This is a genomic window from Pseudomonas sp. VE 267-6A (assembly GCF_024126555.1).
In the GTDB taxonomy this organism is placed as follows: Bacteria; Pseudomonadota; Gammaproteobacteria; order Pseudomonadales; family Pseudomonadaceae; genus Aquipseudomonas; species Aquipseudomonas palmensis.
Window position 1 is genome coordinate 117,284 of sequence record NZ_JAMYBY010000012.1, and the last position, 11,872, is coordinate 129,155.

Genomic DNA, 11,872 nt, shown 5'->3' on the forward strand with positions numbered 1-11,872 from the left:
GCCTTTTTTTGTGCCTGCGCCGGCCTCAACCGTAACGACGCACCGATGGCGCGCGGCGGTTGCGAAACAGCGTCCAGTACACCGCTGCCGAGGTCATGACGCCCACCAGCAGCAACGACGGGATGATGGCCTGGGCGTTGGACAGCATCGCCTGCCAGATATGGCCGTCCGGGTAGCCGCCATGGATGGTGTACCCGTAACTGGCGGACAGCACGCGGACATGCTGTTCGGAGTGATCGGGCAGCACGTCGTCGAAGGTGCTGCCCTCGCTCCACAGGTAATCGTCACCGAACTGCAGCACCAGATTGGCGCTGGCCTTTACCCGCTGCATCGTGGCTTGCAGGGTCTTGGCGTCGACCAGGGCCAGCACGCCGAGCGGGTACTCCTGCAGGCGGTAATACAGGATGGCCGAGTCCGGGGTCACATCGTTGCCCGGCTCCAGGCGCAGGCGCTGGTTGAAGAAGCTGCCCGGGTCGACCAGCAGCTGGTATTCGCCGTGCACCGTGCTGCAGTAGGCCCGGTTCTCGCGCACCAGCACCAGCGAGCGCAGCTCGGGGCGCATCACCACTTCGGTACGCAGGCTGGGCAGGGCCCGCGGGCAGGGGAAGTCCGCCAGGTTGAGCACCTTGTTGCTGGCATTGTGCAGCGAGTCGAGGATGCGATCGATGTCCTGCTGGGTGTGCTGGATCGAGACCAGGGTCGACTCGGCCAGCATCTTTTCCACCTGCCAGCTCATGATCAACAGGCCGCACCCCACAGGGGTCAGGCCGATCAACAGGATGACCAGCAGTTCCAGCAGCACACGGCCAGCGCGAAATTTGTGACGGGGCATGATTCACCTATGTTGACAGAGCGGGCCGCAGGGGCGCGCGGGCATCTTGAGCGGATGCCGTTCAGCATAAGTGAGGGGCGTAGTTTGCCCTTGTAAGACGCGACGACATTGGCCGTGCTATTCGTCGACGCTCCGGGGGGCTAGCCTGCCTTCGATGCGGCCAGTACTGCCAGCACCTGGCGTGCGACAGCGGCCGAGGAGGCGGGGTTCTGCCCGGTGATCAGGCGCCCCTCGCGCTGGTCGCGCACCACGTATTCCTGCCAGGGGTCCTCGGCCTTGCTGTACAGGCCACCGCGCGCGGCCAGTTCGTTCTCGGTCAGAAACGGCACCACCTTGTCCAGTTCGGCCAGTTGTTCCTCGACGTTGGAGAACCCGGTAACCTCGCGGTCCTTGAGCAGCAGGGTGTTGTCACTGAGCTTGATGTTGAGCAGGCCGACCGCGCCATGGCACACCGAGGCCACCACGCCGCCGGCCTCGAAGATCTGGCGCGCCAGGCCCTGCAATGCCGTGTTGTCGGGGAAGTCCCAGATCACCCCGTGGCCGCCGGTGAAATAGATCGCGTGGTAGTCCTGCGCCTTGACCTGGTCAGGGGCCAGGGTGGCGCCCAGGCGGTTCATGAACGCCTTGTCGTCGTACCACTGCCAATCCAGGTCCGGGGCCATGCTCAGGCTGTGCGGGTCGATCGGCACGTAGCCGCCGGCGGGGCTCACATAGTCCACCTTGTAGCCGGCCTTCTCGATCACCGCAACGAAGTGCACGGCTTCGCCCAGCCACAGCCCGGTGGCGCGCTTGAGGCTCGGATACCTGGCGGTATTGGTCAGCACTACCAGTACTTTCTTGCTCATTGCAGCGTTCCTCTGGTGATCGGGCGCGGGGAGGGGTGGGGCGAAGCAAACCTATAGAGCATAGTCGCGGCCGCAAAACCCGCCATCGCCCAGGGCGTTGTGCTAGTTTCCACCCATACAGCCGCTGTCACAGGAGTCACCGTCATCATGTCCACACACACCGATCCGTTCATGCAGGCCGCCATCGACGAAGCGCAGAAGAGCCTGGCAGAAGGTGGCATTCCCATCGGCTCGGTGATCGTGCACCAGGGCAGGATCATCGGACGCGGCCACAACCGCCGGGTGCAACAGGGCAGCGCGATACTGCACGGTGAAATGAGCGCGCTCGAAGATGCCGGGCGCCAGCCGGCCAGCGTGTACGCCGACGCCACCCTCTATACCACCCTGTCACCCTGCGCCATGTGCAGCGGCGCCATCCTGCTGTACGGCATCAAGCAGGTGGTGATCGGCGAGCACCACACCTTCCTGGGCGAGGAGGCCCTGCTGCAGAGCCGTGGCGTGAACCTGCAGGTGCTGCATGACGCCACCTGCACCGGCCTGATGCGAAGATTCATCGAGGACCACCCCCAGCTCTGGAACGAAGATATCGGCGAGCAGTCCGAGCCTTGAGCCCCAAGGAAGCGCACCCGATCATGCACACCCCCCACTCTGAAGCGGCCCCGAACCTGTCGGGCGGCATGAGCGATGCGGTACGCCAGTTCGACTGGAGCCGCACCGCCCTGGGGCCGGCGCCGCAATGGCAGGCTTCGCTGCGCATCGCCGTGGACATGCTGCTGGCTTCCAAGTTTCCGGGTTGCCTGGTGTGGGGCCCCGAGCTGATCAGCATCCACAACGACGCGTTCGTGCCCTTGCTCGGCGCCAAGCCGGCGCCGCTGGGCAAGCCGCTGAGCGTGATCTGGAGCGACGTGTGGGACGATATCAGCGCCCTGGCGCAGCGGGCCTACGCCGGCGAAGCGGTGTTCATGGAAAACTTCGCGCTCGATACCGACCGCAACGGGGACGTGGAGCGGGCGTACTTCACCTTCTGCTACAGCCCGGTGCGCGACGAGTCCGGCCAGGTGGCGGGCTTTCTGAACACCGTGTTCGAAACCACCGAGACGGTCAGAAACGAGCAGGTGTGGCGCGAACGCGCCGATGCCTTCGAACAGAAGATCATGGAGCAGACCGCAGACCACGAGCGCATCTGGGAGCTGTCCAGCGACATCATGATGCTGGTGCGCGAAGACCTGCAGATCTACGCCATCAATGCCTGCGGTCGCGAGCTGCTGGGCTGGGACGATTCGTTCATCGGCAGGCCGGTGCTGGAGCTGTGCCATGTCGACGACCGGCCGGGCATCGAAGCGGTGCACCAGCAACTGCGGGCCGGGCAGACCGTGCAGGGCTTCAAGTGCCGCTACCGTCACCGTGACGGCCATTACCGCTGGTTCAACTGGTCGATCGTGCCCAGCACCGGCATCTATACCGCCATCGGCCACGACATCACCCTGGACCAGGAGCGCGCCGCGGCCCTGGTGCAAGCCGAGGAACTGCTGCGCCAGAGCCAGAAGATGGATGCCGTGGGCCAGTTGACCGCCGGCATGGCACACGACTTCAACAACCTGCTGACCGGCATCAGCGGCAGCCTGGAAATGATCGAGCGGCGTATCGGCAGTGGCCAGCTGGACGGCCTGGATCGCTACATCGCCGCCGCCAAGGAGGCGTCCCAGCGCGCGGCGGTGCTCACCCACCGCCTGCTGGCATTCGCCCGGCGCCAGCCCCTCGACCCTCGCCCGGCAGACCTCAATGCCCTGGTGCACGGCATGGACGCCCTGATCCGCCAGACCCTGGGCCCGGACATCGCCCTGCAGCTGAAGGTCGAGCCGCAGCTGTGGCGCACCCTGGTGGACGCCAACCAGCTGGAAAACGCCTTGCTCAACCTGTGCATCAACGCACGCGATGCGATGCGCGCCGGCGGGCGCCTGACCATCAGTACCGGCAACGAACGCTACGATGCCCGGGTCGCAGGCAGGGACGGCCTGCCCCCTGGCGACTACTGCTCGCTGACGGTAGAGGACGACGGCCAGGGCATGAGCCCCCAGGTGATGGAGCGCGCCTTCGAACCCTTCTTCACCACCAAGCCCGTGGGCCAGGGCACCGGCCTGGGCCTGTCGATGGTGTACGGTTTCGTGCGTCAGTCGGGCGGGCGGGTGTGGATCGAGGCGTCCGATACCGGCGGCACCCGCATCAGGCTGGTGCTGCCACGCTACTGTGGCGCCGACAGCCAGTCTGCGGCCAGCGTACCGGTGCCGGCCAAGGCCAGCGTGCCGGGCAAGGGGCGGATCCTGCTGATCGATGACGAACCGACCCTGCGCATGCTGATCAAGGAGGTGCTGCAACAGGAAGGCTACGACGTGATCGAGGCCGTGGATGGCCGTTCAGGCCTGGCGGCGTGCCTGGCCGGCCCGCCGGTCGACCTGCTGATCACCGACATCGGCCTGCCCGGCGGTTTCAGTGGGCGCCAGGTGGCCAGCGAGGTGCGCCGGCACAACCCGCAGCAGAACATACTGTTCATCACCGGCTACACCGACGAAGCCATCGCCCAGCGCGACACCCTCGAGGCGGGGGTGGAACTGCTGACCAAGCCGTTCCCGCTGGACCGCCTGCAGCGCAAGGTCAAGGCCATGCTTCAGCGCGCCGAGTCGCGCGGGCCGGGGGCCGGCACGCCGGCGCCCTGACTGGCCACGCGCTCCAGCAGCAGGTAGACGACGCAGGCCACCAGCAGCGGCAGCAGAAAGTACAGTACGCGGTAGGCAATCAGCGCCGCCAGCAGGGTGCCCTTGGCGTACTGGCCCTGCAGCAGGGTGATGAACACCGTCTCCAGCACCCCCAGGCCTGCCGGAATATGCGTGATCACCCCGGCAATGCTGCTGATCATCAGCACCCCCACGATGCTCGGGTAGCCCACCTTGTCCGGCAGCAGGGTGTAGATCACCAGCCCCATCAGCAGCCAGTTGCATGCCCCCATGACGGCCTGCAGCAGTGCCAGGCGGATGCTCGGCAACGTGAGCATCTGCCCGCGCACCTGCCAGCTGCGGCGCCTGGCGAACGCGCAGGCGCCCAGGTAGGCCGCAGCGGCCAGCAGCATCAGCACACCGATCACGCGCAGCCCGCCGGTGCCGATCTCCATTCCCGCCGGCAGGCGCGGCAGGCCACAGGCGAACAGGCTGCCGGCCAGCAGCAGGTAGCCCAGCCAGTTGGTCACCAGGCCCAGCCCGAGCAGGCGGCTGATGGTCGGTACATCCAGGCCCAGGCGCGAATACAGGCGATAGCGCAGGGCAACCCCGCCCACCCAGGCACTCAGGTTCAGGTTGAACGCGTAGCACACGAAGGCCAGCGGCACGACCTGGCGCGCCGGCAGCTGGTGGCCGGTGTAGCGCCGCCCCAGCAGGTCATAGCAGCTGAACAGCACGAAGCTGCACGCCGCAATCGCCCCGCCCAGCAGCAACACCCCGGGCGGGTAGGACACCAGGGCGTGACGCACCTCGCCCCAGTCCTGGTTGCGCAGCAACATGAACAGCAATGTCGGTATCAGGATGAAGAACGCCAGGGTCAGGGCCCGGCGCGCCCATTGCCAGTGTGTGCCGGAAAGCTTCATGACAGCGGCTCCTGGAGCGCCGCTGGCGGCTGCAGCGGCTTGAGCCGGGGCTGGTGCGCAGGCAGCCAGCCGACGATGGCCGGGAACAGGCGGGTGAAGTGGAACGCCATGAAGATCAGCGGCGCGCGCCACCAGTAGCCGCGCAGCACCCGTTGCAGGGTCACCGGCTTGCATTGGCTGTGGGCCAGCGCCTGCAGGTGCTCGCCCAGCAGCTGGTTGAAGGCCTGGTCGCGGATCACCAGGTTGGCCTCGAGGTTCAGCGACAGGCTCAGCGGGTCGAGGTTGCTCGACCCAACCGTGGACCACTCGCGGTCCACCACCGCGACCTTGCCGTGCAGCGGGCGCTCGCAGTACTCGTGAATGCGCACGCCGTCGCGCAGCAGGTAGTTGTAGAGCATGCGCGAGCACAGCCGCACCAGCGGCATGTCGGGCATGCCCTGCAGGATCAGGGTGACGTCCACGCCACGCCGGGCCGCATTGCGCAGGGCCCGCAGCATCCGGTAGCCGGGGAAGAAATAGGCGTTGGCGATGATGATCCGTTCGCGCGCGGTGACGATGGCGCGCATGTAGTGCTGCTCGATGTCGGTGGGGTGCTCGGCGTTGTCGCGGATGCACAGGCACATGCGCGCCTGCACGCTGTCGGCACTGATCGGCGGCGCCCGGCGCCACCAGCCCCGGGGCCGCACAGGGCGGGCGCGCTGGGCGTCGAGCAGGGTCAGGGTGGCCTGCTGCAGGTCGGCCACGATCGGCCCCCGTACCCGCACGGCGTAGTCCTGCTTGGCCATCGGCCCGAAGTCGGCCAGGTGGTCGGCGCTGTAGTTGATTCCGCCGACAAAGGCAGTGTGCCCGTCGATCACCAGGATCTTGCGGTGCAGGCGGCGGAACAGGTTGGTGCGCAGCCCCAGCCGCCGCGGGCTCGGGTCGAACGCCTGCAGGTGCACACCGGCCTGGCTCAGCGCCAGCAGAAAGGCGTTGCTCAGGTCGGCGGTGCCATAACCGTCCACCAGCACCTCCACCTGCACGCCGCGTTGCGCTGCCTCGATCAATACCTGTTGCAGCTGCTTGCCGACCTTGTCTTCGAAAATGATGAAGGTCTCCAGCAGCACCTGCTCCCTGGCATTGGCAATCGCCTCGAAGGCGGCCGGGAAGTACGCCTCGCCATTGATCAGCAATTGCACCTCGTTATCCTCGCGCCAGTCGGCCTTCATAGCAGTACCTCCACGAACAGCGGCAAGTGGTCTGACAGGTGCGACCAGGGTTTGCGCCCCATCACCCGGGGTTGCCGGGCCTGGGCGTTGCGCACATAGATACGGTCCAGGCACAGCAGCGGCCAGCGCGCCGGAAAGCTGCGTGCGGGGCGCCCGTGGGCCTGGGTGAACACCTCCACCAGGCCGCAGCCGGCCAGGTGCTGGTCGGCGCGCTGGCGCCAGTCATTGAAGTCGCCCGCCACGATCACCGGCGCCTCGGCGGGCAGGCTGTCCAGCAGCCGGCACAGCAGGCGCAACTGCTTGACGCGCTGGCGCTCATCCAGCCCCAGGTGCGCACACACGGTGTGCAGCGGACGCTGGCCGGGAACATCGAGCACGGCGTGGAGCAGGCCGCGGCGCTCGCTGCCGGTCACGCTCACATCGAGGTTTTCGTAATGCCGGATGGCGAACTTGGACAGCAGCGCATTGCCGTGCTCGCCGTCCGGGTACACCGCATTGCGCCCGTAGGCGTACTGCGGCCACAGGCTGTCGGCCAGGAACTCGTACTGCGGCACGTGGGACCAGTCCGGGTGGCGGCTGGCATGGCCACGGTGGCTGCCCAGCACCTCCTGCAGAAACACCAGGTCGGCGTCCTGGCTGCGCACGGCCTCGCGCAGCTCGGGCAGCACATAACGCCGGTTGAACGCGCTGAAGCCCTTGTGCACATTCACCGTAAGCACCCGCACGGCGTGCTCGGTGACCTGCCGGCCGGCCACCGGCGGGGGCTGGGGCAGGCTCATGGGGCGTTGCCCGGGCCGAGCATCTGCGCCACCTTGCGCGTCAGCTGGGTGAACTTGAATGGCTTGTTGATCATCTGCATGCCCGGGTCGAGAAAGCCCCGGCACGAGGTGGCGTTTTCGGCGTAGCCGGTGATGAACAGCACCTTCAGCCCCGGGCGCAGCTTGCGCGCGATCTCCGCCAGCTGGCGCCCGTTCATCCCCGGCAGCCCCACATCGCTGATCAGCAGGTCGATCGGGCGGTCGGAGCGCAGAACCGACAGTGCCAGGCTGGCGTCGGCCACCTCGCAGCACTGGTAGCCCTGCTCGGCGAGGGTCTCGTGGACCAGCTGGCGCACCGTGTGGTCGTCCTCCACGATCAGCACGCGGTTGCTGCCATTGGCCTCCGGCGGCGGGCCGGGGGCGGGCGCTGGCGCGCCCTGTACATCCCCCACATGACGCGGCAGGTAGAGCTCGACCTGGGTGCCATGGCCGATGCTGCTGTACAGCGCCACGTGCCCCTGTGACTGGCGACTGAAGCCATACACCATCGACAGGCCCAGCCCGGTGCCCTGGCCGATGGGCTTGGTGGTGAAGAAGGGGTCGAAGGCGCGGTCCACGCTGCTTTGCGGCATGCCGCAGCCGTTGTCGTGCACGCTCAGCAGCACATAGTCGCCGCTGGCCAGCGGATGCCCGCCAGGCAACGGCTTGCCCTGGCGGCGGTTGCCGGCGTGGATGCGCAGCTCACCGCCGTTGGGCATGGCATCACGGGCGTTGCTCAGCAGGTTGTCGATGGCTTCGCGCAACTGCTGCGCGTCCACCTCGATGTGCCACAGGTCGGCGTCGAGGCTGACCTGCAGGTCGATCTGCGGGGTCAGCAGGGCGCGCAGCTGGTCGCCGTCCAGCAGGCTGGCCAGGCTGACCGGGCCCGCATCCAGCGGCTGACGGCTGGAGAATGCCAGCAGCCGATGGGTCATGCTGGCGGCGCGCTGCACCGCCCCCAGGCTCATGTCGATAAGCTTGGGCAGGTCTTCCTGGCGGCCCTGGGCAAGGCGCCGGCGGATCAGCTCCACGCTGCCGCCGATGCCGGTAAGCAGGTTGTTGAAGTCGTGGGCCACACCGCCGGCCAACTGGCCGATGGCTTCCATCTTCTGCGTGTGGCGCAGCTGTTGTTCGTCTTCGCGCAGGTGGCGCAGTTGCTCTTCCACCCGTTGCTCCAGGTCCTGCAGGCGGGCCGCGCTGTACTGGGCCTGGTACTGGCGACGGCGGGCGCGCAGCGAAGCGTGGGTCAGGGCCAGCAGGCCGCTGGGCTGGAACGGGCATGCCAGCAGGAACAGGTTGCCCAGCGCCGTGTGCAGGTCGGCGTCCGGCGCCCGGGCCGGGCTGGTCAGCAGCACCACCGGCAGGTCCGACCAGGCGGGCTGGGTACGCAGGTAGTTGTGCACGGGCGACTGCACGAAGCCGCCCAGGGACTCGTCGGCGATGATGGCCAGCCCCGCGCCCTGGCCCAGGGCATCGGCCATCTCGTCCAGGTCGCGGGTGGCCAGCGCGTGTATGCCGGCTTCGTCGAACAGGTTCAGCGCCAGGCGGCTGAGGGTGGGCGGGGCAAGTATCAGTGCGCGTTCGCCGTTTGGCACCGAATTGTTCACGGGCGATCTCCTTTGATAACGCACAGCCAGGCGATTGCCTTTTTATCCATGCACTATCACTGGACACGCCACTTTCGGCGGGGTTCAAAACGCTTGCGGGAGCCCGGACGAGGGGCCTCAGAGGCCTTGCTGCACCAGCGGATCGTCCGGGTTCTGCTGCTCCAGCTGGGCCAGCAGCACCTGCACGTTCTGCAGCTGGCCGGTCTCTTTCCAGTAGCCGATCAGCAGCACCCGCGCCTTGCGGTTGGCCGGCTGGCGGGCGAGCAGGGTTTCGAGCTGCTTCTGCGCCACCTCGACCTGCTCCAGGCTGTGCAGGGTCAACGCCAGGGTAAAGCGATACTCGGCGTTGTCCGGGTCCAGCGCCAGGGCCCGGTCGAACGCCAGCAGCGCGTATTCGTGCTGGTCGTGGCGCATCAGCCACAGGCCCAGCTCGTGTTGCAGAAAGGCCGAGTCGGGGTGGCGCTTGAGCGCCTGGGCCAGCAGCTCGCGGGAGGCATCGGCGTGGCCCTGGCTGTCTAGCAGGCGCACCTTGGCCGCCAGTGCCTCGAGGTCGTCGGGGGCCAGCGCCAGCGCTCGCTCCAGTGCCTGCGCCGCCTCGTCGTCATGGCCCTCGTGCACGTACAGCCGGGCCAGGTGCACCTGGGCGGCGGCATCGTCGAGCTGCTTGAGCAAGGCCTGCTGGTACTGCTCCAGTGCCTGCTGCAGCGGGCCGTAGTACAGGCCGACATCGTCCGGGCCCAGCCCCAGCAGCGCATCGACCGCGGCAAAGCGCACGCTCTGCTCGGGGTCTTCGAGCATCGGCCCCAGCAGCACGCTGCGCTGCGGCGCCGGCACCAGCGCGCTGATGCTGGCGATCGCCGCGCGGCGCACCAGCGGGTCGTCGTGGCTCAGGTCCTGGTCGGCCAGCTTCAGCGCCAGCGGCGAAGGGTAGTTGGGCAGCTCGGCATGCAGGCTGGCGCGGCGAATGCCCGACAGGTCGGCGCGCGCCAGTTGCTGGTACAGCACCCGCGCCGCCCCCGGCTGCCCTTCATGGGCCATGGTCAGCGCCTTGGTGTAGCCATGGCTGGGGGCCGGCGCGGGGGCCGGGGCGTCACCCAGCCAGCCGTAGCCCAGCCCGATGACGAGCAGCACGAGCAGGCTGAGCAGGGTATAGAGGCGCGGTTTTGACATGCGGCATCCGGGCAGGCGGGGTGGGGCAAGCTTGGGTCAGCCAGGAAACGGAGTCAATCCGTTTTCCCCCTTCACCTGCCCGCACCCTGCGCCGCAGCCCGTGCCGCGAGCCGTCAGGTGCGAAAATGCACCACCAGGCTCTGCAGGTCGCTGCCCAGGCGCGCCAGTTCGACGCTGGAGCTGGCGATCTCGCTGCTGGCCAGTGCCGACTGGTCGGCGGTTTCGCGCACATGCAGCACGTTGCGGGTGATTTCCTCGACCACCGTGGTCTGTTCTTCGGCGGCGCTGGCGATGCGCAGGCTCATCTGCTGGATGTCCGAGACCTGCCGGGTGATCGCCGCCAGCGCATCGCCGGTGTTGCGCACCCCGGTCACGGTCGACTGGGTCTGCTCCACGCTGGACTGCATGATCTGCGTACTCTCGTTGGCAATGCGCTGCAACTCGCCGATCAGGTGCTCGATCTCCTCGGAAGACTGCTGGGTACGCTGGGCCAGGCTGCGCACCTCGTCGGCCACCACTGCGAAGCCGCGCCCGGCCTCGCCGGCACGTGCCGCCTCGATGGCGGCATTGAGCGCCAGCAGGTTGGTCTGCCCGGCCACGGCCTTGATCACCCCGAGCACGCTGGCGATACGGTCGATTTCCTGGTGCAGGCGGCTCATCGACTCGGCCGACACCCCGACCTCGCCGGCCAGCGCCTCGATCTGCACGATGGCATTGCGCGAGATGCCCGAGGCGCCGCTGGCTTCCTCGTCGGCCTGGCGGGCCGCCTGGGCCGCGTCTTCGGAGTTGCGCGCCACGGCCTGCACCATCGAGGTCATCTGGTTCATGGCGGTGGCGACCCGGTCGGTGTCGCTGCGCTGGCTGTCGGTGCCGGCCTGGGTCTGGGTGGTGATGGTGGCCAGCTGGCTGGCCGATACCGCCAGTTGCGAGGAGCCGTGACCAATGCGCGTGATCACCTCGCGCAGACGCTGGCTCATGTCGCCGATGGCGCGCAGCAGCTGGCCCAGTTCGTCTCGCCGATGGCTGTCCAGCTGCACGGTGAGGTCGCCGTGGGCGATGCGCTCGGCCGCCTCCAGGCTCTGGCGCAGCGGGCGCACGATCTGCCGGCCGATCAGCCAGGCGATCAGGGTGCCCAGCACCAGGGTCGCGACGGTCACGCCCAGCAGAATCGAGACCACCGTGGCCACGCTGTCGGCAGCGCGCTCCTCTTCCTTCTTGTACAGCACGTTGATGCTGCCCTGCAGGTTGGCCAGCAGGGCGTTGGCCTGCACCACCCGGGCGCTGTCGGGCGGGTCCAGGGCCAGGGCGGCCTGGTGGGTGGTGATGTAGCCCTGCAGGCCGTCGGCCAGTTGCTGCACGGTCTGCAGGTCTTCGGCGGGCCAGGCGCCGCGCTGCACGTCCTCGAGCACCGCGTTCAGTGCGCTGTGCAAGGCCTGCTGGTGGGTCTGGTGGGTGTCCAGGTGGGCGGCCTGGGGCGCCAGCGCGTACTGGTAGTTGGCCTCGCGGGCAAACACCGTTTCGTCGAACAGGGTGCTCAGTCGGTTGATCCGCTCGAACGAAGTCTTGTCGTTGTGCAACCCCTTGAGGCCGGTGGCGGCCAACCACACCGCCAGGGCCAGCATCAGCCCGAAGCCCAGTGCCAGTTTGCGGGTGACGGTGAGGTTTTCCAGTGAAAGTACGCGCAGCATGAACGCTCCTTAGAGTGGGGGGAACGTGGTTCCCGCCACACTATAGAAGCGCTGTCGCAGTGGATGAAGGCTAAGTGCCATACATCACGCC

General features: G+C 67.7%; 10 protein-coding genes. 2 read left to right on the forward strand and 8 right to left on the reverse strand.

Annotated features, from left to right (window positions below; genetic code table 11):
• Positions 1–25: 25 nt before the first annotated feature.
• Both NJH59_RS15800 and NJH59_RS15805 read right to left on the reverse strand, forming a co-directional pair.
• Positions 26–832, reverse strand: a complete 807-nt coding sequence (locus tag NJH59_RS15800) for a CSS-motif domain-containing protein (protein ID WP_043862927.1) — start codon at positions 830–832, stop codon at positions 26–28.
• A 140-nt stretch (positions 833–972) separates the two neighbouring features.
• The gene (locus tag NJH59_RS15805; protein ID WP_078480157.1) at positions 973–1,677 is read right to left on the reverse strand and encodes a type 1 glutamine amidotransferase domain-containing protein; all 705 of its coding nucleotides are present in this window, start codon (positions 1,675–1,677) and stop codon (positions 973–975) included.
• 147 nt (positions 1,678–1,824) lie between these two features.
• Between NJH59_RS15805 and NJH59_RS15810 the strand changes: the two genes are divergently transcribed.
• Positions 1,825–2,286, forward strand: a complete 462-nt coding sequence (locus tag NJH59_RS15810; protein ID WP_253086994.1) for a nucleoside deaminase — start codon at positions 1,825–1,827, stop codon at positions 2,284–2,286.
• A gap of 23 nt (positions 2,287–2,309) precedes the next feature.
• A complete protein-coding gene (locus NJH59_RS15815; RefSeq protein ID WP_058540719.1) occupies positions 2,310–4,391 on the forward strand; it encodes an ATP-binding protein in 2,082 nt (693 codons plus the stop codon).
• Here NJH59_RS15815 and NJH59_RS15820 read toward each other — a convergent pair.
• The 6 genes from NJH59_RS15820 to NJH59_RS15845 form a co-directional block, all read right to left on the reverse strand.
• A complete protein-coding gene (locus NJH59_RS15820) occupies positions 4,343–5,311 on the reverse strand; it encodes a lysylphosphatidylglycerol synthase domain-containing protein (protein WP_253086995.1) in 969 nt (322 codons plus the stop codon). The genes NJH59_RS15815 and NJH59_RS15820 overlap by 49 nt on opposite strands.
• Positions 5,308–6,519 (reverse strand): cardiolipin synthase ClsB, encoded by a 1,212-nt coding sequence (clsB, locus tag NJH59_RS15825; RefSeq protein WP_054915377.1) that lies wholly within the window; start codon positions 6,517–6,519, stop codon positions 5,308–5,310. The genes NJH59_RS15820 and clsB overlap by 4 nt, the downstream gene beginning before the upstream one ends.
• Positions 6,516–7,298: an endonuclease/exonuclease/phosphatase family protein gene (locus NJH59_RS15830; RefSeq protein WP_043862922.1), complete on the reverse strand. Its 783-nt coding sequence runs from the start codon at positions 7,296–7,298 to the stop codon at positions 6,516–6,518. Before NJH59_RS15830 ends, clsB begins: the two co-directional genes overlap by 4 nt.
• Positions 7,295–8,923 (reverse strand): response regulator, encoded by a 1,629-nt coding sequence (locus NJH59_RS15835; RefSeq protein ID WP_058540676.1) that lies wholly within the window; start codon positions 8,921–8,923, stop codon positions 7,295–7,297. Before NJH59_RS15835 ends, NJH59_RS15830 begins: the two co-directional genes overlap by 4 nt.
• 117 nt (positions 8,924–9,040) lie before the next feature.
• Complete coding sequence (locus NJH59_RS15840; protein WP_253086996.1) at positions 9,041–10,093, reverse strand: tetratricopeptide repeat protein; 1,053 nt, start codon at positions 10,091–10,093, stop codon at positions 9,041–9,043.
• 113 nt (positions 10,094–10,206) lie between these two features.
• Positions 10,207–11,781 carry a methyl-accepting chemotaxis protein gene (locus tag NJH59_RS15845; protein ID WP_253086997.1) on the reverse strand — a complete coding sequence of 525 codons (1,575 nt, stop codon included), beginning with the start codon at positions 11,779–11,781 and terminating at the stop codon, positions 10,207–10,209.
• Between the last annotated feature and the right edge of the window lie 91 nt (positions 11,782–11,872).

What these genes read in the sequence shown, in the direction of transcription:
- NJH59_RS15845 (WP_253086997.1), bottom strand. Translation starts at nt 11,781, where the DNA reads ATGCTGCGCGTACTTTCACTGGAAAACCTCACCGTCACCCGCAAACTG.
- NJH59_RS15820 (WP_253086995.1), bottom strand. Translation starts at nt 5,311, where the DNA reads ATGAAGCTTTCCGGCACACACTGGCAATGGGCGCGCCGGGCCCTGACC.
- NJH59_RS15810 (WP_253086994.1), top strand. Translation starts at nt 1,825, where the DNA reads ATGTCCACACACACCGATCCGTTCATGCAGGCCGCCATCGACGAAGCG.
- NJH59_RS15805 (WP_078480157.1), bottom strand. Translation starts at nt 1,677, where the DNA reads ATGAGCAAGAAAGTACTGGTAGTGCTGACCAATACCGCCAGGTATCCG.
- clsB (WP_054915377.1), bottom strand. Translation starts at nt 6,519, where the DNA reads ATGAAGGCCGACTGGCGCGAGGATAACGAGGTGCAATTGCTGATCAAT.
- NJH59_RS15840 (WP_253086996.1), bottom strand. Translation starts at nt 10,093, where the DNA reads ATGTCAAAACCGCGCCTCTATACCCTGCTCAGCCTGCTCGTGCTGCTC.
- NJH59_RS15830 (WP_043862922.1), bottom strand. Translation starts at nt 7,298, where the DNA reads ATGAGCCTGCCCCAGCCCCCGCCGGTGGCCGGCCGGCAGGTCACCGAG.
- NJH59_RS15800 (WP_043862927.1), bottom strand. Translation starts at nt 832, where the DNA reads ATGCCCCGTCACAAATTTCGCGCTGGCCGTGTGCTGCTGGAACTGCTG.
- NJH59_RS15815 (WP_058540719.1), top strand. Translation starts at nt 2,310, where the DNA reads ATGCACACCCCCCACTCTGAAGCGGCCCCGAACCTGTCGGGCGGCATG.